This is a genomic window from Pseudomonas sp. TWP3-1 (assembly GCF_049896625.1).
Classification (GTDB): Bacteria; Pseudomonadota; Gammaproteobacteria; order Pseudomonadales; family Pseudomonadaceae; genus Aquipseudomonas.
The window spans coordinates 85,665-104,143 of record NZ_JAFCUQ010000006.1; the positions used below are offsets into that span (position 1 = coordinate 85,665).

At 52.2% G+C, this 18,479-nt stretch carries 17 protein-coding genes and 2 pseudogenes; 11 read left to right on the plus strand and 8 right to left on the minus strand.

What is annotated here, in order from left to right:
* The first annotated feature begins 77 nt into the window (after positions 1-77).
* Positions 78-560, plus strand: a complete 483-nt coding sequence (locus tag ACP7BN_RS10580; RefSeq protein ID WP_426203845.1) for a hypothetical protein — start codon at positions 78-80, stop codon at positions 558-560.
* Positions 561-566: 6 nt separating this feature from the next.
* On the opposite strand, the gene ACP7BN_RS10585 is transcribed toward ACP7BN_RS10580, so the two are convergent.
* Entirely contained in the window at positions 567-1,421 is an 855-nt protein-coding gene (locus tag ACP7BN_RS10585; protein WP_426203848.1) for a LysR family transcriptional regulator, read from the minus strand.
* A gap of 99 nt (positions 1,422-1,520) precedes the next feature.
* Here ACP7BN_RS10585 and ACP7BN_RS10590 point away from each other — a divergent pair, with 99 nt between their 5' ends.
* Entirely contained in the window at positions 1,521-2,162 is a 642-nt protein-coding gene (locus ACP7BN_RS10590) for an FMN-dependent NADH-azoreductase (RefSeq protein ID WP_426203849.1), read from the plus strand.
* A 103-nt stretch (positions 2,163-2,265) separates the two neighbouring features.
* The gene (pseH, locus tag ACP7BN_RS10595) at positions 2,266-2,817 is read left to right on the plus strand and encodes a UDP-4-amino-4,6-dideoxy-N-acetyl-beta-L-altrosamine N-acetyltransferase (protein WP_426203851.1); all 552 of its coding nucleotides are present in this window, start codon (positions 2,266-2,268) and stop codon (positions 2,815-2,817) included.
* A 27-nt stretch (positions 2,818-2,844) separates the two neighbouring features.
* Here the strand turns inward: pseH and ACP7BN_RS10600 are convergent, their stop codons facing one another.
* The gene (locus ACP7BN_RS10600) at positions 2,845-6,315 is read right to left on the minus strand and encodes a glycosyltransferase (RefSeq protein WP_426203852.1); all 3,471 of its coding nucleotides are present in this window, start codon (positions 6,313-6,315) and stop codon (positions 2,845-2,847) included.
* Positions 6,316-6,617: 302 nt separating this feature from the next.
* On the opposite strand from ACP7BN_RS10600, the gene ACP7BN_RS10605 reads away from it, so the two are divergent.
* Genes ACP7BN_RS10605 through ACP7BN_RS10615 form a run of 3 tightly spaced genes read left to right on the plus strand, consistent with a single transcriptional unit; the run spans position 6,618 to position 8,301 of the window.
* A complete protein-coding gene (locus ACP7BN_RS10605; RefSeq protein ID WP_426203854.1) occupies positions 6,618-7,160 on the plus strand; it encodes a PAAR domain-containing protein in 543 nt (180 codons plus the stop codon).
* Positions 7,161-7,171: 11 nt separating this feature from the next.
* Positions 7,172-7,954, plus strand: coding sequence for a hypothetical protein (locus ACP7BN_RS10610; protein WP_426203856.1), 783 nt, complete (start codon positions 7,172-7,174; stop codon positions 7,952-7,954).
* On the plus strand, positions 7,939-8,301 hold the full coding sequence (locus tag ACP7BN_RS10615; protein WP_426203858.1) for a DUF7079 family protein: 363 nt from the start codon (positions 7,939-7,941) through the stop codon (positions 8,299-8,301). Before ACP7BN_RS10610 ends, ACP7BN_RS10615 begins: the two co-directional genes overlap by 16 nt.
* Before the next feature lie 130 nt (positions 8,302-8,431).
* Here the strand turns inward: ACP7BN_RS10615 and ACP7BN_RS10620 are convergent.
* Positions 8,432-8,842, minus strand: a pseudogene (locus ACP7BN_RS10620) (DNA adenine methylase); the annotation flags it as partial.
* A 115-nt stretch (positions 8,843-8,957) separates the two neighbouring features.
* Between ACP7BN_RS10620 and ACP7BN_RS10625 the strand changes: the two are divergent.
* Positions 8,958-10,343 (plus strand): annotated as a pseudogene (locus tag ACP7BN_RS10625) (IS4 family transposase).
* 403 nt (positions 10,344-10,746) lie between these two features.
* On the opposite strand, the gene ACP7BN_RS10630 reads toward ACP7BN_RS10625, so the two are convergent.
* The 5 genes from ACP7BN_RS10630 to ACP7BN_RS10650 form a co-directional block, all read right to left on the minus strand.
* Positions 10,747-12,228 (minus strand): tetratricopeptide repeat protein, encoded by a 1,482-nt coding sequence (locus ACP7BN_RS10630; protein WP_426203859.1) that lies wholly within the window; start codon positions 12,226-12,228, stop codon positions 10,747-10,749.
* A 2-nt stretch (positions 12,229-12,230) separates the two neighbouring features.
* Positions 12,231-12,407, minus strand: a complete 177-nt coding sequence (locus tag ACP7BN_RS10635; protein ID WP_426203861.1) for a hypothetical protein — start codon at positions 12,405-12,407, stop codon at positions 12,231-12,233.
* A gap of 150 nt (positions 12,408-12,557) precedes the next feature.
* The gene (locus tag ACP7BN_RS10640) at positions 12,558-13,217 is read right to left on the minus strand and encodes a hypothetical protein (RefSeq protein WP_426203863.1); all 660 of its coding nucleotides are present in this window, start codon (positions 13,215-13,217) and stop codon (positions 12,558-12,560) included.
* Positions 13,218-13,773: 556 nt separating this feature from the next.
* Entirely contained in the window at positions 13,774-15,054 is a 1,281-nt protein-coding gene (locus ACP7BN_RS10645; RefSeq protein WP_426203865.1) for a relaxase/mobilization nuclease domain-containing protein, read from the minus strand.
* Positions 15,044-15,412: a hypothetical protein gene (locus tag ACP7BN_RS10650; RefSeq protein WP_426203867.1), complete on the minus strand. Its 369-nt coding sequence runs from the start codon at positions 15,410-15,412 to the stop codon at positions 15,044-15,046. Before ACP7BN_RS10650 ends, ACP7BN_RS10645 begins: the two co-directional genes overlap by 11 nt.
* Positions 15,413-15,940: 528 nt before the next feature.
* On the opposite strand from ACP7BN_RS10650, the gene ACP7BN_RS10655 reads away from it, so the two are divergent.
* The 4 genes from ACP7BN_RS10655 to ACP7BN_RS10670 all read left to right on the plus strand — a co-directional run bounded on the left by ACP7BN_RS10655 (position 15,941) and on the right by ACP7BN_RS10670 (position 18,205).
* Positions 15,941-16,231, plus strand: a complete 291-nt coding sequence (locus tag ACP7BN_RS10655; RefSeq protein ID WP_426203868.1) for a hypothetical protein — start codon at positions 15,941-15,943, stop codon at positions 16,229-16,231.
* 49 nt (positions 16,232-16,280) lie between these two features.
* Positions 16,281-16,601, plus strand: a complete 321-nt coding sequence (locus tag ACP7BN_RS10660) for a hypothetical protein (protein ID WP_426203870.1) — start codon at positions 16,281-16,283, stop codon at positions 16,599-16,601.
* 597 nt (positions 16,602-17,198) lie between these two features.
* Positions 17,199-17,876, plus strand: a complete 678-nt coding sequence (locus ACP7BN_RS10665; RefSeq protein WP_426203872.1) for a histidine phosphatase family protein — start codon at positions 17,199-17,201, stop codon at positions 17,874-17,876.
* A complete protein-coding gene (locus ACP7BN_RS10670; RefSeq protein WP_426203874.1) occupies positions 17,873-18,205 on the plus strand; it encodes an exonuclease domain-containing protein in 333 nt (110 codons plus the stop codon). Before ACP7BN_RS10665 ends, ACP7BN_RS10670 begins: the two co-directional genes overlap by 4 nt.
* The last annotated feature ends 274 nt before the right edge of the window (positions 18,206-18,479 follow it).

An 18,479-nucleotide genomic window follows, 5' to 3' on the forward strand; every position in this document is an offset into this window, starting at 1 on the left:
CAAGCGCATGACGCAGGACAAAACCTGCATTACTTTGAAAGGACTACGATTAAGTCAAATCACCCCAGGGAACCGACATGAGTAAAGCAGACGAACTCGCCGCGAAACTCAAACAAACCCGGCACACCCATGCTGACGAAATCACCAGCGCCGAACTGGACATCGATTGCTGGCCAGCGCTGGTCTACGACCTGTACCACCGCATCGAAGCCTGGTTGCAACCGGTCACCGAAGTCGGACTGAAAATTCGACGCGTTCCTACCCATGTATGCGAAACGTCGCCGGACGGCGAGCCGCATAACTACGCCATCGACCAGCTACTGATCGAAGCCAACCACCACAGCCTGACGTTTGATCCCATCGAACGCTTCACCGCGGACGGCGCCGGTCGCGTGCAGATCAAACTGCCGGGCGAAGATGCGTCGCTGCTGCGCACGGTCGATGAACATGGCGAGAGCCACTGGTGGTTGCAGACAATCGAGAGCGGGCAACAACTGGATGCGATCGCGTTGACAGAAAACAACCTGCTGCAAGTGGTGCAGGAAGGCCTGGGCTTGTAAGAGGCGTTACTGGCGCCGCATCGAGCAGTATTCGACGATCACCCGCGAGAGCGCGGCGATCATTTGTGCATCGGCATGCTCGGCGCTAAACAGACGAAACTGCGCGTCGGGCAATGGCGGCAAGCCCAGCTCTGCACCGAGCACCGTCAGGCCATGCCCAAGCTGACTGGCGGCCATGGGTGCTACGGCGAAACCGGCCAACGCGGCAGCACGCAGGCCAGCGGTGCTGGCGCACAGCATGGTGGTGCGCTGGGCAATGCCGGCCTGAGCCAGACGGGTCAGCGCCGCTTCGCGATACGGGCACGGCTCGGGGAACAGCGCCAGCGGCAATGGCCTCGGCAGCTCGATCATCGGTTGCGCCGACCACGCCCACACCAGCGGTTCCTGCCAGAGCAACAGCCCCGGCTCGCTGGTTTCGCATACGGAACCGATCACCAATTCCAGATCGCCCTGCTTCATCTGCTTGAGCAACGTGCCGGGAATATTCACCTGCACGTCGATCTGCATGCCCGGATGCGCGGCCGCGCAGTCCTGCAACGCGCGCAACAGCCGCGCCTCGACGAAATCCTCTGACACACCGATGCGCACTCGCCCTTCAAACGGCGCGCGCGTGAGTTGCGCCCAGGCATCGCGGTTCAGCGCCAGGATCGCGCGCGCATAGGCGATCAAGCGCTCGCCATCCGCGGTCAATTGCTGGGATCGGGTGGTGCGTTTGAGCAGCGGTTTACCGACCTGCGCCTCGAGTCGGCGCAGATGGCCGCTGACCGCCGATTGGGTCAAATGCAGCTTTTGCGCGGCACGGCCGAAGCCGTCCTCATCGACAACGGTGACAAACGTCTTGAGCAACAGGGCGTCGAACATAGTGAGATATGTGATCAATGGCTGAATTATTTACGATTTATAGTTCGCGGCCAGCTATGTTGCAATGACTCGATTCCCCATCAGTAGTCGAGACTCTCCATGCCCACCCTTCTGCACATCGAATGCTCGCCGCGCAAACAACGCTCTGCGTCACGGGACGTCGCCCATAGTTTCATCAGCCGCTTTAAACAAAATAATCCAGACACCCAACTCGAAACTCTCGATCTGTGGGACTGCCAACTGCCAGAGTTGGACGAAGAGGTATTGAACGCCAAGTACGCGGGGATCACCGGCACGCCCCTGACTGCGGCGCAACAATCGGCCTGGGACGCTTTTGCAGCACTCGCCGCTCCGCTGCACCGCGCAGATTTCATAGTGCTGTCGGTGCCGCTGTGGAATTTCAGCATTCCTTACAAGCTCAAGCATTTCATCGATCTGGTATCCCAGAACGGCATTCTGTTCAGCTTCGATCCGGAGCATGGTTTGCAAGGTCTGCTCAAGGGCAAAACAGCTGTGGTCGCTTATGCGCGTGGAATGGATTTCTCGGCGCAATCGATTACTCCGGCCGTACGTTTCGACTTTCAAAAGCCTTACGTCGAAGCATGGCTGGCGTTCATCGGGGTGAGCGATGTGCACGCGCTGATTGTTGAGAAAACCCTGCTTGGCGCGGGCGTCGATCTATCTTCGCGGGATACAGCCAATCAACAAGCCAAGGCGTTGGCGGATGCACTGAATGCCTGACCGGGGTTGCCTGATGACCGGTCTTACGCTCTAAACTGGTAGTTCGTGCATCATCGACAGCGCGGGTTCAGCTTCGAACTCGCGCGAGACAAGGACCCTCACCATGCAGTTCATCCCTCTGACCGACGCCAGCCCCACGATCCAGGCGCATGTACGCACCCTTCGCAATCAGGAAGATGTGCGCAAATACATGTACACCTCGCACGAAATTTCCGAGCAGGAACATGCGAATTGGCTGTCGTCCCTGAAGGGTAATGCTCGTCAGCAGGTGTTTGCGGTGATCAAGGATGAGCTGACGGTTGGCGTGGTTTCGCTTAATGCAATCAACGCTCAGCATAAAAGCGCGGACTGGGCGTTTTATCTCGACGTGAATTTGCAGGGGAAAGGGCTGGGCAGTGTTATCGAGTTCTGGATGCTGGATTACGCGTTCGATGTTGTCGGGCTGGAGAAGTTGAATTGTGAAGTGCTGGCGAGCAATTCGGCTGTGGTCAAGATGCACCAGAAGTTCGGGTTTGAGGTTGAGGGTGTGCGACGGCAGAACGTGGTCAAGGATGGTGCGCGGGTTGATGTTGTATTGCTGGGGATTACCAAGGCTGAATGGTTGGAAAAGCGACCGGCGTTGGTGCGGGCTATCGAGCGGATTAGTGCAGGTTGACGGCCTGCCGTGAGGCAGGCCTCTCATTCAATCCGCCAGCCAGGCACTTCGCCACGCCAACAGATGTTCGTCTTTGAGCATCCAGTTATCGAGTACCACGCTACGCAGCGCAACTCCGGCCTTGGCGCTGGCATCGGGTTCAGCGAGATGTTCGCGAATCGCCGCAATCCAGGCTTGCGCTTTGTTGCTGACCCTCGTCACCGGCAAGTCGCCGCGATAACAGAGGATGTCCGAGCAGATCACCGGGAAGCCGCAGGCGCCGTATTCCAACAACCGTAAATTGCTTTTGCAGGCGTTGAACAGATTGTCTTTGAGCGGCGCCAGAGCCAGATCGAGGTTCAAGCCGGCCAGTCTATGCGGGTACTTTTCAATATCCACGCCCCTATGAAACTCATGGACATAAGGGCGCAGCGCCGGCGGGCACATACCCATGAACACCCATTCAACTTCCCCTGCCAGCGCACGCACCACTTCGGCAATCACTTGCAGGTCGGCGCTGTGACTCGAACCGCCGGCCCAGCCGACCCGAGGCTTGCTGCCTTGTTGGCGCTGGCCGACCAGACCGCTCCACCAATGGCCGGGCAGGCGGTTTTCCACAACTCTGATGTCGGGGTTGAACCCCTGCAGCGCATCGGCCAGCGGCTGGGTCGAGACTACCAGCCGATCGCACAGCGCCAAGGCCTTCTTCACGCGCTTGGCGATGTCCCTGGGAAGCACATCATGGTGCAAGTTGCCGGCGGGCACGTCGAGGATATAGTCATCCAGCTCGTACACTTTGAAGGCATTGGATAATGTCTTGGTGTTCTGCATGAACTCCAAGTGCGGCGTTGTGTGTTGCCCCTGGAAAATGATCGTGTCCGGCGCCATGCGCTGCAGTTCTGTCGGTTGCAGCCCCTCTTCGCGCACCGCCCCGCCGATCAATTGCGCGGCTTTCAGCGCAGCGAAGGGCTGACGCACTCGATAATGTCCACTGCCGAAAGAGTCGAGCGGGTGGCACAACACGTGCGGCAACTCACGACTGGCAAACGGGTGCCAGTCCGTGTCGGTGCGATATTTCGAGGAGAAGCCGCCACCCTCCAGCGTCAGGTTGCGGTTGTAGGCCGGATCGTTGGCGATCTGCGCGAGCCAACGCTGGTACATCACCGACTGTTCGCGCTGGAAGCGCTGGCGCTTGGCTTGCTCCTTGTTTTTGTCGACCTTGCTCTGGCTCACGTTGGCTTCGTGAACGAGCACTGCATACGGCGTCCAGACGATCAATCGGCCAGCCTGGCCGACTTTCAGGCACAGATCCACGTCGTTAAAGGAAACGGCCAGATCGACCTCGTCCATTCCACCCACTTCTCGGTACAACTCGGTGCTGATCATCATGCAGGCGGCGGTGACCGCGCTGTAGTTCTGATCAAGATGCAAGCGGTGCAGATAGCCGTTGGACTGCGTCGAGTCGCCGATAAACGGGTGGTCGGCAACGCCACGCAGACCGAGGACCACGCCTGCATGCTGAATAGTCCCGTCGACGAATAACAATTTGGCGCCGACGATCCCCACTTCCGGTCGCTGGGCGTGATGGAGCATTGCACCAAGCCAGTCGCCATCAATGATCGCGGTGTCGTTGTTGAGCAGCACCAGATATTCGCCACGGGCACGGCTGGCGGCGAAATTGTTGATTGCCGAGTAGTTGAACGGGTGCGGGTAACGCAGGATGCGCACTTTGGCGTCATCCAGCTGCTCCATGCCGCTGAACCAGTCTCGGGCTTCGGCGGTTTCACTGTTGTTGTCGACGATGAGCAGTTCGTAATGGGTATAGCGGGTCTTCTCAATGATACTTTCGATGCAGCGCAGCAGCATCGGCAGGCAGTCCTTGGTGGGAATAAGGATGGACACCAAAGGCTGCTCGGCGTGTTGGTAGATCACACGGTTAGCCATTGGCAAAGGTCCGGCCTGCAGCTCATGAGCCACGCCCAGGCGCAGCAAGTGCGCCTCGACGATGGCCGCCGAATTGGCGATCACCTGGGGTTCTGCGAGCCACTGGGAGAAGCTGATTGTCTGGTGCACCAACACATCGGCGAAGTGCCCGACCGTGCCGAGCCCATGGGTTTCGATCAGCCGAAAAAGCAGATCATGCGGCGCCAGTTCGCTGAAGGCGGGATCGAAGCCATCAACAGCCAGCGCCGCCTCGCGACTGAAAGCCAATGCTCGACCGACATACGGATAACTGCGCAACATATCCAGATTCAGATCCGGCTTGAATACCGGCCCCTGGCAACCGGAAGCGGTCAGCGCGTCTTCATCACTGTAGCAAGCGCTGACACCGGGATTCAGGGCGATGCCTTCGGCGAGTAAAAGCAGCGCGTGGGGATCAAGTTCGTCGCCGCCCCGCAGCAGGTAGCACCAGTCAACGTCGATTTCCTGCAGCAGCTGATTGAGCTGGCTCGGCCAGGATTCAGCCAGCGGTAGCCAGGCAAGATTGTCCGCAGGCGTCACGTCTACCGGTTCGGCATTCGAGAGCACCACAATCGCCGCGGCCTTATACAGCTGGCGGTCGATGCTGTTCAAACTGGAATGCAACAACCCAATGTCACCGGTGGTATCGGTCAACACGATCAACACGTCCGGTTGCCGCGGCCAGCTCGCCAGTCGAGCGGGTAACCCCTCCAACTCGACCGCAGCCAATTGCCGTGTCGCTAGCCAGCGTTGATAAAGGTCGAGGCTCCGCTGCGCTCGGCCAACATTCGCCAGTACGCCAAAAAATCGATCGAAGACGTGTGCCAGCGTGCCGTCAAGCTGGCCGCGTTCAGTTTCAAAATCTTTGCCCGTCAGTTGCATCCGTTCCAGGGGCGCAAACACTTCAGTGCGCGCAATGAACTGGCTGCCGACAAAAAACTCCGCCTCGTTGATTTCTTGCGGATCAATACCAGCACGCTCGGCGAGGGTGACAAGCAACGTGCGGTCGATTTCACTAAGGGATCTGGTGACCGGCCGCAAGTATTGTTGAGTACCAACCATTGGTGCATGCACCGGCTCGGCAAGACGTTCAACCGCTCGGCGCAAGCGTACGGGGTTCAGCAGGTCATCGAGCAGCTCAAGGCCCCCTTCTTGCGCCCCGCCCAAGTTCAACGAACGCGTAGTGTGCAGCTTGACCAGCGTGCGGATGTTATCGGCGCGCAAAAACGGCAGCATGCGCAGGAACGGCAAAACGTCCCCCCCAAGATCGGGTACCCGGTATAGCGAATAACTCAATCCGCTGGCCGCCAGTCGAGCACTTACCGCATCGTCACCTCCCGCCACGCAAGTCACGTAGAGATGCAAGCGCTCGGGCAGTTTGATCAAACGAACCAGAATGTCTTGCAGCACTTCGGGAAAATACGCATGGATGACCACGCCGATTGGCCGCTCGCCGTCGTCGAGAGGTGGCTGCTGCGCGACCAGCACTTCGCACTCCTGGTCGGGCAAGCGTTCAGAAGCCAGGCGAGCACCTCGGGCGGACGGTGGAGTTGTCATATTCAAACCAATTTAAATAGGGGGCAAAGATAGAACTCGCTGGATGCGACTGCAAATTCGTCGGCGTGCCCAATGAGCACCGCAGGTTTGATGTCGGCAGTGGCGGAGTTTACTTAAAAAATACTGCGTTCCAAATGACTTCGGCGGGGACGAGGTGCCTCCTGCTTGCGGTCAATTTTCTTGAAGTGGATTTCGACGGGCGGGAGTCAGCACGCACGGTCGCTCTGTGGGTCGGCGGACCTCCTTTCAAAACGATTTCTGATAAAGTCGATCGCTGTGAATGTAATGACAAGGAGTCAAATATGGCAACGCCAGCCGCACGTGTATCCGATCCGACAAGTTGTCCGATACCTGGACATGGACCCCAAACCATTGCGGAGGGCTCCCCAGATGTTAATTTTGACGGCTTGCCAGCTGCACGTGGGGGCGATAGTTGCACCTGCGGCAGCGCACTGTCTTCGGGCCTATCCTCGACAGTATTCATAAATGGCAAGAATGCCGCGATCATCGGCACTGGCGGAACACATGGCGACATCGTAATTGGTGGATCTGCCACCGTGATCATCGGTGACTCACATACCCCGGCCCCATTCACACCTCCAATCCCTCTGAATATTTTTTCCAGTTGGATCAGCTTCGGTATTCCAGGAGCAGAGTCCTACGCTGGACTTCCCTGCATTGCTCATTTTGACGACGGCACCACTCTCACGGGTGTTTTTGACGCAAACAATACTGTTAAGTTTGCCAATACCAGTGGGAAATTCTGCCAAAAACTTGACTTTGATATGCAAGACTCCGCAGATGGAGAATCAATCCTAGACGCCTTCCTCACTACATTGGAATAAGGAACATATCAATGTCTGAACCGATGTTGGTAACTGGCAGCTACGTTGTCCAAAAGGCACACATGCTGGAAAACTCGCCACTGGATATGGCTATTGCTGGCTTTGAAGGTGCGGCGACACGATTTTCTGTAGATGCCATTTCTGATGCAAAGACCCGAGCTAGCTATATGGCCAGCATAAAGCGTATGTCAATTCAGACTCAGGCTGATGTAAGCGCAGGAAAGATCAGCGCACGCGAGGGAGTGGAATTTTGTCAAGAAATGCGCAACCGAATCCTGCTTGAACATCGTAAATTTACTTCCGCTCAGGGCCTTGCCTTTGCAGAAAGAAAAAAGAAACTTCCACCCACACTACAAGAAATATTAGACAGGTATGCTAAACGCGCTGAAGGCATAGATTACGAGAAACTTACACCTGAGCAAAAAAGCAAGGTCCACTACACCATTTTGGAATCGTCGGGCCGTGACAATGCGTCAATAAGTCGCGGTACTAAACAAATGAAGATTATGGGGAAGGTCGGCCTTGTCATTACTGCTGCCTTCGCGGCTTATGAAATCTTCAATGCCGACAATAAGCAGAAAGAAACGGCTCGACAGGGGATGATCATAGGCGGTGGCGCTGTGGCAGGCCGCCTAGCCGGTCTTGGCGCAGGGGCAATATGTGGCCCGGGAGCACTGGTGTGTACTGTCGCTATTATCATCGCTGGGAGCATCGCTGGCAGCATCGTAGGATCTATGGCAGCCGATAGTTTAGATGAGGAGCTCGAGGAGTTTTCCAAATGGAACATCTTATAACATCAAAGGAGCGATCCGATATACGATGGGCGTTATCAGACGCATTCGTCGACAATGAAGTCGACTATGCAGCAATTGCTAGAGAAATCGAAAAATTTGATCCAGAAACAATAGAGGAAATTCTTTTCTCCGAGGTTGCTCCCGTATGCCACACCAACCTAGAAAGCACCCTGCCAGCCATTTGGAGTTGCTTTAACAAAGAGGAATTAGAGAGCGATATAAAGCATATGCTCAGCCTCCGAAAAAATAGTTCAATCCGAAAAATGTTTGACCACTTACTTATAAAGTGGCTTAGATATCGTTACAAATATATCTGGGTTGAAATTGCGAACAATCTCAAAAAATAACAACTAGCAAAGATTAGCCGACTGCTGACGCCCCGTCCTCCGAAAGGAATTGGGCCAGTCGGCATCTATGAACAACTCCACCTGAAATTAAATTAGACAGAGAGCAGAATTCCACGCCAAACGGTTGCGATTAAAATAACCCTCCTAAAGCAGCAGGTTCCCAGTTCATGATCACCAGCTCGCCGCTGACTTCAGCTTTGCCTTGACGCTGGTTAGTGGTGGTGTACCGAATGTCCAGCGTCTCGAAGTGGAAACCCTCGACCGCACGACGGATGTCCGGATGGTCGTTGATGCTGACCATCACCTTGCCTTTGCAGCGGCGCATGAAGTCGGCCATCCGTTCGTAGTTCTCGAACGGAAAGTCCACGCCGTAACCAGCGGTCTTCCAGTAAGGCGGATCCATGTAGTGGGAGGTGTGGGCACGGTCGTAGCGTTCCGCGCATTCAAGCCAGGGAGGTTTTCGACGTAGGTGCCAAGCAGCCGAGAGGTTTTCCTCAATGCGCAGCAAGTTGATGGCCGGGGCAGTCGTCGCCGTCCCGAATGGCACATACTTAACAGCTAAGCATTTGAACTGAAAGCAAAAAATGAAGAAGGGCTGGTCTTGGTCTACGGTGATAGTTGCGAACACACACCAAAAACCAAGGACTCAGCCCCAAATGGATCGTAGACGTGAAATTCTTCAGCATCAACAGCAACGCTTTCATCGACACGCTTCGGACTGCGATGCCTATGCGTTTTTCAATCTCCTCACGTCTCCCGAGCTCTTGCAACGCGTCGAGTCTGCACTGCCAGAACATCGAGAACGCCTGTTTCCGCCGACTGAAACGTTATCTATGTTTCTTGCTCAGGCAATGAGCGCCGACCGTTCCTGCCAGAACGCCGTCAACGACTTGTCGATTAAACGATCATGTGGCGGCATGAGGTCCAACAGCACCCGCACGGGCGCCTACTGCAAAGCCAGACAACGCCTGCCTGTGGAAATGGTTTCCACGCTGGTCAGGTACACCGGTGCGTCGATAAGTGATAACGCCCCCCTCGTCGTGGCGCTGGATGGGACGGCCAGTACGTCTGGTGGACGGCACGACAGTCAGCATGCCCGACACCGTGGCCAATCAGGGCGCCTATCCGCAATCTCGCGGCCAGAAAGTCGGACTTGGTTTTCCGTTGTGTCGAGTAGTGGGCATCGTTTGCCTCTCCAGCGGCGCCGTTTTAGATGCTGCCCTCGGGCGTTTCCGAGGCAAGGGAGGCGATGAGCAAACGCTGCTCAGATCAATGCTCGATACGCTGAAAACAGGCGACATTTTATTGGGCGACGCTTACTACGCCACCTATTTTCTGCTGTGCGAATTGCAACGAAGAGGTATCGATGGCGTGTTCGAACAATACGGTGCTCGACGGCGCAGCACAGACTTTCGTCTGGGGCAGAGTCTGGGTTCGGAAGATCACCTGATCGAATTGAAAAAGCCTGCAAGAAGACCGCCGTGGATGAATCAAACCCATTACGAACAGGCGCCTGAAAGACTGACCGTGCGAGAGTTGAAAGCGGGTGGCAAGACTTTGGTAACCACGTTGCATTGCCCGAAGCAGACGCCCAAAACGGCCCTCAAATCGCTGTACAAGGGTCGATGGCATGTCGAATTGGATCTGCGAAATCTCAAGGCTACGTTGGGGCTTGGAAGTTGAGCTGCAAAACCCCAGGCATGGCAGTCAAGGAGTTATGGGTCTATCTGTTGGCACACAATCTGATCCGGATGCTCATGGCACAATCGGCGCTGTTAGCGGACTGCTTGCCTCGCGAACTGAGCTTCAAACACAGCCTTCAACTATGGCTGGCGCTACGACAATATCGCAGCCCCGATGACGAGGTTAGCCTGTCGAATTTATTGATGCTGATTGCTCAGAGGCGCGTCGGGAATCGGCCCGGTCGTATTGAGCCGCGAGCGATAAAACGAAGACCTCAAGCCTATCCCTTGCTGACCAAACCACGTCGATCAGCAAGGGCAGAGGTCAGAAAAAATGGGCACCCGAAACATGTTAAGTAAGTGCCATTCAAATCTGTCCCCTTTCTATTTTCGTCATATTCAGTATTTACTAGCCATATGAATCTACCGCGACTTCCTTGAGCGTCGCTTAGAAACCGCTTTCTGCTTTTTATGAAAAGCAGTCGCAGTTTCAGATTTGTGCTGTTGCCGCACGAGGTTAGTGCCTTCTGCTTTTGAAAAGATCCGTGAAACAGTTTCTACAGACGAGATCACCAAGATAGTAAAATGGAAACAGATTTACTCACCATTTCAATACCCCCTTCATTATCACTCATAAAAATAAAAAATCGTGTTCTTCAACAAACTAAAATTCATCATATTTGAAAATACTTTTTTACAGCTTCAAAGCTGTAACCATCGAACCTATCACCCTACACCCTCGACAAATTGAAGAAATAAAGAATTATTTTTGTATAATTGCGATTCGATTGTTAATTTTTTTAATTAGATCACTATGACCGTATTTTTTTGAGATGATTTTTGCTTTTTTCAACAGGGCCAACCCCTGCTTGTTTTCACTCACAGCAAAATGTGTCGTAGCCAAGTTCGTTAGTTGCTTTGCTTCCCCATACGCATTGCCAGCTTGCTTTTCGCATCCGTACGAAATTTCATAGCATTTTCTTGCAAGTAGGTATTCTTCTTTACTTATGTATATTCCACCTAGAGAAGCATGAACTATAGCTCGCGTAGTAACTGAATTTATTTCTCGCGACATCTCTAGTGCCTCCAAGCACTTTGTCAGCGCCATTTCGTGTTCACCTTTCTTGTTAAGAAGATTAGCGATATTCACCAAATCACTAATAACTCCGCTTTTCCTTGAGAGTTTTTTTTCAATTTCCAAAGAAATCGCATACATTTCCTCAGCCAATGATAACTCGCCTTTATTTTTATAAAGAATTCCTAAATTCCCGTGCGCTTCTGCCACACCCTCGAGGTTCTCCATTTTTTTGCAGTAATTTAACGAAAGCAAAAATGACTCTTCAGCAACACCATATATATTTAGTTTAGAGTAGATAACTCCTTTAACTGCATGACTACGAGCTATTAACGCTTCATCATCAAGCGTGATCGCCAGCTTTAACAACTTCTCGACAATATTTTTGGCCGGGACAAAATCCTCCTGCCCCACATATATATTGGCCATTTCTAAGAGTACGTTGGCAGCCCCAATAAAATCTCCAGAACCTTGCATAACTTCCATTGCTCGATTCTGCATTTCTAGCGATTTTCCAAGATTGCCCTTACAAAAATTCACCTGTCCTAACGCGTGATATGCTGATCCTTTCCAACCATCATCCTTTTTCTCTTTTGCGACACTAAGAATTTGAAGATAGAGGTTCTCAGATTTAATATATTTCCCAACGCGCATAAACAAACGAGCCAAATGCTGCTTCGCAACTAAATTTTCCGGCTCTAGCTCTAGGACTTTTTCAAATGCCGACATGGAGGAACTCGTATCCCTCATAAAAGCAAGCGCCCCCCTGTGCAATGCTGCGTCGACTATTTTCTTGGTGGACGACGCAATATTTTTTTGTTCAGACATTTCAATATCCAAGAACAAATTTTCAGCTTCAAGCGTATCACCCTCTTTTACAAGCTTTAGCGCCTTTTCATACTTTAATTTACTAGCATCTTCCTCGTTTGAATCCGTAGTTTTTAACGCAAGAGCCTTGATAGCTGATCTCAATTGTTCTTCTACGAAAAGCTTATCCCCCCTCAGACTTTCCATCTGAGCCTCGTAACGGGAACTAACTGCAATCACGCCTGCTTGTACAATGCCCTCAACCTCGCTTGCAGTATACCCAACATTTACAACTGCGTCCCTTCCAGCCTGAATAGCCAAACACTGATCGCCAGTAGACTGGCTTTGCTTTTTATCAAGCATATTTACTTGCCCCCTCCAATATTAATATCTCTCCCTGCTTGGTAAGCTTTAGATTTTTCTCCTAACACTTGCTTTTGCCGTGGGGCTTTTTTATTCAAAAAAAATCCTAATATTGCGAGTGGTACAGCTATTGCCACCCCACTAAAAAGCCACTCGACGTTCCTTGCCAACCAATCCATACTACCTCCTCGACAAAAAGTATAAAAGCTTGAGACTGAGCCCCCAAGCTCTCACAAAAAGATTAAATACAATTAGCGCCATGATTTAAACAAAAAACACATACCTCTAATCAAATAAAAAATATATGTTTTTAACAACTTACCTATGCATTAAAAATCCTCAACAGTTTTTTTTGCCTCAGCCAAAATCTTATTCGCCTCTAACCGCGGAAATGTAAACCGAATAATCATCCCCGAATCCGCACCCTGCCCCGCCATCACCAACTCAGCGGACCGAATGTTCTCCGGCGCAGCAGCCAACGCACTAACAGCATTGGTTTGCCCCTTAGCGTTCAGCCCTTCAAGAAAGGTGTAAGTCAGATTCCCAGACGCCAGGCCAACCTGTTCAAAATTGGAAATCTTCGCCGTCAGCTCTTCAGTGCTTCTCGACTTTCTCGCAGTGTCAAACATATCCAAGATGGATTTCTCATCGCTCATGGAAACCAACGTGAACGATTTGGAGAGCCCCGCGATGGCTTTGACATAAAAGTTCTGATCAAACGGGCTGATGAGTGAAACCATCATCAGCTTGTCACCGGAAAAGATCAGCGCGACGGTGAATTTCTCTTCCAGGAAATCCACATCGTCGATGCATCTCGCGGTCCCGCCGACGTCTCCGGAGCAGTCGTAGTAACCGGCAGCCTCGGTGAATTTTGAGATTGGGGTTTGGTAGACGTAGTTCTTGAACAGCTTTTCTTCGGCGAAAGCCCCTTGAGCGGAGGCAAGCATGGCGCCGGCGACGAGAATGGATGACGCGATTTTCTTCAGCATGGGATCCCTTCCTCACTTTTTTTGATAGCCCGATGCTATCAGTCCATGTCATGCCTGTCTTGCTTAATCCCACACGTGATGAGGTTGTATTTCCGCCGGATATCACTGAGCCCAACCGGTCATTCCTGATAAACTCCCCCACCTCCCAGCCACACCGATTTCGTCCCCCCCCATGCACCCAATCACCGCCACACCCGCCTTGCTCTCCCGCCGCTTCAGCGTGGCCCCCATGATGGATTGGTCTTACTAAGCCCGTATTCATTGATCAAAATGAACTTCGTGTGCAATTTGTGTTCGGCAAATCCTACCCGCTCTGTACTCTTTGCCAAATTTATTGGACTGATCGATTGGACTCGACTCTGAGATTGGCGGCCCCAGCCTTGGCATTACCGACTGGCACCACCAGCTCTGCCCAATCGCTCGTTGAATGACGTCTCGAGCTTTTTGTGCTATTTGTGCTAGCAAATTGATCGTACCAGCCCGCAAAGAGACGCCATGCTGACCATCCTGCCCACGTCCTAATGCAGCATGTGCATTCGAAAAAAATACTGTCGTGTCACACACGACAGCGATCCGATGGCTTGATGTCTACTGCCTCTGTCGTTCCTGGTGACATTGGGACAAACTCAGGGGTAAGAAATGGGAACACCCCATCCTGATCGTACTCTGTATAGCCTTTCACTCTGGGATTGCCGGGCTTTGCTGTGTACTTAGCAGCGACACCGAAAAGCGCGGTTAGGATCTGTAGGACGGCCTTAATCAGGGCCATCGCCTCTTCGTGAGCGATTTCCTGTCTAACCTGAGCCCCGGTTCTTTTTACTTTGAGTTTGAGGAAGGGTGAACAGGCAGTGTTAGCAGGAACGAAGTAGAGATAGATCCAGCCACGGTTGACCCAGTAGCGGTGCTGAACTGGTTTAGGCTTGCCTTTACTCGCCGAATTTCGCTTTGAAAGCTCTGCTTGTAGCTGCGGAAGCATGCGCGGCTCATATCTGATGCCTTCCTGTGTAGTCAGTTTTTGGAAGGTAAACCGAGCTTTTTTCAAAGTCTTGCCAGCGGTGACACGCCCTTCGAATTCATAAGCGATCCCTTTCGGCTGGCCTTCGGTGTCGTATCGCAGGTGGACGTGGACGCGTTGCCTCCTTAAGGCCCGGACAAAATTGAGGATGTCACCATTACGCTCCCTAGTACTTTCTATACAAGCTCCCACCCTTGCAGCCAGACGGGATCTGTAGGGCATGGTGTGGGCCCTTGCGGCACCCTCCACTTCCCTACCGCTCACGGTGATGTTCCAGGTTTCCTCCGGCCTAAAGGCCTTTCTGAGGCCGAACATATCCTCGATCTCGCTAACCGCTTGAATGTTTCTTTCATAGTTATTTTTGTCACTAACCATCGGAAAGCCTGGCTCGAAGCTAACTCGATTCGCAACGATATGAACATGCTCGTTGCCAGTATCAGCATGAAGGACTGATGTGTACTTAGTAGTGCTCTTGAAGCCCATCAGTTTCAGGTAATGTCGTACAGCGATCTTCCATTGCGTAGGGGTGAGTGACTCACCAGTATCTAGCGAAAGAACTGCATGAAAAATCGGCCTCAAATTTCTCTTTGGCTTTCCTTGCTCGCCAACCTTCAATTTTGTAGCAATATCCATGTCCAAGATCATACAACTCAGATTCTCCAGACTTCCCCTCTGTATCTCGACCTCTGGGCAGAAGGCCAAGCAGTTGGTATCGATCGTGTTGATATTGACTATGTCATGGTCGTGCTTTTTTCCTCCGTAAATGTATTTAATACGATTAGCGCAAGAACCAGTGGAAGATTTTAGGATTTTACCAATCATAACTTTCACCCGCCTCGCCTTTTCCACCAAGCCTAACTTTGTCCAGCTCGCCAAAAATATTCATGGCCACGTACATAATTTTTTTGACCAACAGTTCTTTATCTTTGTCGTCCATGATCATCTGGGCAAGTTCAACGAGGTGCTCGCTAGCTTTCTGGGCTTGAGGAATAATCACGTATCTGCGTTTTGGCTTGGAATTAATAACGTAGTCCCTTACAAAAGCTCCAGCCGCTTTGTATCCCGACTCCTTAAGGCGCTCATCGAAAATTGCACGCTCATCAACGCTCATGCGGATCAGCAGACTTTTGTCTTTCTTAGCCAGCTTGATTGCCTTCGTAGTGAGAACTTGGTCACTCATACTGCGAGTCTCTTCTGATCGAGTTTTTCTATTTATTATTATCACTCTTGGAGCAACACCCAGCGCAACCCCCTCAAGGGGGTGAGCATCAGAGATTTCGCACGAAATTGACCGTCGGGGTATATCACCGACATAACTTGTTTCTGGTATAGCTTTAGAACAACGCTTTTTTTCAACCCTCCTAAAGTAGCGTGTATATCATTGAAATACCTGGCCCAATACAGGCCCGCAGCGTACCAACACAAGCCCGCGCAGGCCAAACAAAGGCCGGCAATGGCTCATTGATGGTCAAAATCGGCCGCTATGCGGCCCATCAAAGAAGCAAACGCTCCTATGGAGTGCGAGAGTTTATAAATGGCAGATCTATTCGCGGCCAACACCCAAAAGTTAATCTCTAGTCAATGACATTAGCATCTGAGCCATCTTGTGAGCTGTGCAGCTTCCCGTGTCATAGGATGGAGTAGATTCACCTCTTTCTCCACAGGCAAACTAAAAGCAACAAGACCACTTACTCATGGAGCTGACGCAATGCCGCGAGATTCAATAAAGGGACGAAGCTTTGACCCTGCGAACGTTACCGTCCTCCAAGTGGACAACTGGATTGAAGCGCGCCTGCAAACCTTAGAGTCCAGACACGACGATCACGGCTTTATCGAAGTCGATTCTATTGAATACCAGCAGCTAGAAATATTCAGGACTCTGCTCAAAAAAATTGCATTAGCAACTCATCTCAACTCACCGACGATTCTCGATAGCTTGGAGCGTCGTCGTATGGTTTCGATTCAGCTACACACAACAAACACTTTGGAACCCGTTTAAGTGTCGCAAAAGGCTCTAAGGCCTAGACGGCTGCTCTTCTCACGGCCTCATGACCGAGCAATATTCCCTTCCTGACGTACTGGCAAGAATGTACGAAAACCAATTGGCAATCGAATCGGTATTCATGGAGCTCGTCCTGCTGGAGGAGCAGCGCGCGCCATCTGAGGCTTGCGACAATGCACGTGTTGCGCTGGAAAAGATTGGCGAGATTCGGGGCATATCAAGCAAGGAATTGCTAGATTGGGAGGAGATCCTGGGACGTCGATTTTTTGATCCTCAAGCCTTCAGCAGGAATCGTCGCCTCCAAAATAAAGTGCCCCTCAACGGGTATGAATACGAACAACCGAAGCCTCGTTTACAGATATGGTGACGCGCTCACTCAAGGATGAACCAAGACCATGCGTACCTCCAATAACGCCCAGCAACGACTCGCAGTGATGTGACGGACAGGCTAAGACTGTTCATTCTCCTCAATGCTGGGATGCCGAAGGTAGGGATTCTGAACAAGCAGGAAAAGGTAATCGCCTGGCTACGCACGCAGCCCCTCGGATAGTGACGCGAGATTAGACACGCTTAGCAAACGACAGTGAATTATTTAAATTATTGGTTAGCCATAATTATCGCCACGCCATAATTCTCAATAATTTTACGCGTATTACAGTCGGAATCTAGCCGGCCATTTGGATCACCAGTCATGGGCGGGCACGAGGCCCGAAGGGACGACGCCTCCACTCATGGCCTAGTGATTACGACGCGTCTATCTTCCACGGAAGAAGCCACGATGTCGTATGTCGATCAGCTCCCTTCCATGCTTTATTACCAGCGCGCTCTGTATGCTGGCGATAATGGAGTTCACTAGGTCGAGCTTTCAGAAGTCTACATGCCACCCCATCACTCTTACCCTAATCCAGCCATGCTCCTAGCAACGCTAACGGTGTCGTGCGTCGGCGAAACGACAGGTAAGCCAATGAAGAATGTCAGGCTAGTGCGTCATGGAGGAAGCGCGGCCAATGCCGGTGCAGCTACCCTTGATCACGCATATATCCCGCTCACCGAAAAGGGCATCGAACAAGCTAACCGAGTGGCGCAGTCCGTCGCCTGTGCACCTGAGTTAGTCGTAGCCTCCCCTTTCAATCGGGCTCGAGCGACTGCGGATGCGACCATCTCCATATTCCCTGATGCTCCATTTGAGACATGGCCCATTGAGGAATTCACCTACCTAGATCCGACTAGGTGCGTGAACACCACCGTAGGGCAGCGCAAGGCATGGGTCGAACAGTATTGGGCGAATGCAGATCCGTCCTACAATGATGGAGAAGGTGCTGAGTCGTTTCTGGTGTTTGTTGGCCGCGCACGATCGTTCCTAGATCGCCTCACCACGCACCCGGCGCAAGACATCCTAGAATTTTCGCACGGACAATTTCTCAATGCGGTAGCTTGGCTCATCAAGCGCAAGCCACTCCAGGTTGATGCCCAAGCGATGATTGAGTGGCGCAGGTACGAGATCGATAATCACGTTCCTAATGGTTGTGGGTTTGTCGTGACCCGTGCTCTGGGCGATTCGTCGTGGTCAGTAAGTGATTCAGTCGACATAGATGGCGCGGTTAATCTCGACAAACTCCGGGTAAGGTCTCCCATGCCATGAGCATCGAAGCAAAGTTCCTTCACCTCCAAGAGATCCAAAACTTGCTTGCGCCATACCACTACCTCTATTGCGTAGACCTTGAGGCAACCTGTGATGAGGTCGGTGAGTCGGAATCACCAAGGCCCCTCGCAGTTCTTCCTGATCAGATGGAAACGATTGTGATTGGCCTGGTGGTGATCGGCATTGAAACGCTTGAGATCGTCGATGAATTCAAATGCTTCGTTCGACCGCAGATCAATCCTATCCTCACCGACTTCTGCAAGCAGCTCACATCCATTCAACAAGCGGACGTGGACAGCGCAGGAACCTATGTGGAGGTTGGCAAGTAGCTAGGAGCGTTTCTTGCGCAATACCCAAACGCGGCTTGGGCGTCTTGGGGAGACTACGACGCACGGCAGCTCGAGCGCGATGCTGAATTCGCTTCGTGCCCTTCCCTACTCGCCGATCTAGAGCATTTCAACGTCAGGAAATGGCATAAAGGCCTATACGACGATCAGCCGAAAAGTCTTAAACAAACGGTAGAGTCATTGGGCTTGGTTTGGCGGGGTACATATTACCGAGGAATCGACGATGCCAGGAATGTGGCGTCCATCATTAAGGAAA

Excerpts from the sequence above, each read along its gene's own strand:
- ACP7BN_RS10580 (WP_426203845.1), top strand. The coding sequence starts at position 78 with ATGAGTAAAGCAGACGAACTCGCCGCGAAACTCAAACAAACCCGGCAC.
- ACP7BN_RS10585 (WP_426203848.1), bottom strand. The coding sequence starts at position 1,421 with ATGTTCGACGCCCTGTTGCTCAAGACGTTTGTCACCGTTGTCGATGAG.
- ACP7BN_RS10590 (WP_426203849.1), top strand. The coding sequence starts at position 1,521 with ATGCCCACCCTTCTGCACATCGAATGCTCGCCGCGCAAACAACGCTCT.
- pseH (WP_426203851.1), top strand. The coding sequence starts at position 2,266 with ATGCAGTTCATCCCTCTGACCGACGCCAGCCCCACGATCCAGGCGCAT.
- ACP7BN_RS10600 (WP_426203852.1), bottom strand. The coding sequence starts at position 6,315 with ATGACAACTCCACCGTCCGCCCGAGGTGCTCGCCTGGCTTCTGAACGC.
- ACP7BN_RS10605 (WP_426203854.1), top strand. The coding sequence starts at position 6,618 with ATGGCAACGCCAGCCGCACGTGTATCCGATCCGACAAGTTGTCCGATA.
- ACP7BN_RS10610 (WP_426203856.1), top strand. The coding sequence starts at position 7,172 with ATGTCTGAACCGATGTTGGTAACTGGCAGCTACGTTGTCCAAAAGGCA.
- ACP7BN_RS10615 (WP_426203858.1), top strand. The coding sequence starts at position 7,939 with ATGGAACATCTTATAACATCAAAGGAGCGATCCGATATACGATGGGCG.
- ACP7BN_RS10630 (WP_426203859.1), bottom strand. The coding sequence starts at position 12,228 with ATGCTTGATAAAAAGCAAAGCCAGTCTACTGGCGATCAGTGTTTGGCT.
- ACP7BN_RS10635 (WP_426203861.1), bottom strand. The coding sequence starts at position 12,407 with ATGGATTGGTTGGCAAGGAACGTCGAGTGGCTTTTTAGTGGGGTGGCA.
- ACP7BN_RS10640 (WP_426203863.1), bottom strand. The coding sequence starts at position 13,217 with ATGCTGAAGAAAATCGCGTCATCCATTCTCGTCGCCGGCGCCATGCTT.
- ACP7BN_RS10645 (WP_426203865.1), bottom strand. The coding sequence starts at position 15,054 with ATGATTGGTAAAATCCTAAAATCTTCCACTGGTTCTTGCGCTAATCGT.
- ACP7BN_RS10650 (WP_426203867.1), bottom strand. The coding sequence starts at position 15,412 with ATGAGTGACCAAGTTCTCACTACGAAGGCAATCAAGCTGGCTAAGAAA.
- ACP7BN_RS10655 (WP_426203868.1), top strand. The coding sequence starts at position 15,941 with ATGCCGCGAGATTCAATAAAGGGACGAAGCTTTGACCCTGCGAACGTT.
- ACP7BN_RS10660 (WP_426203870.1), top strand. The coding sequence starts at position 16,281 with ATGACCGAGCAATATTCCCTTCCTGACGTACTGGCAAGAATGTACGAA.
- ACP7BN_RS10665 (WP_426203872.1), top strand. The coding sequence starts at position 17,199 with ATGAAGAATGTCAGGCTAGTGCGTCATGGAGGAAGCGCGGCCAATGCC.
- ACP7BN_RS10670 (WP_426203874.1), top strand. The coding sequence starts at position 17,873 with ATGAGCATCGAAGCAAAGTTCCTTCACCTCCAAGAGATCCAAAACTTG.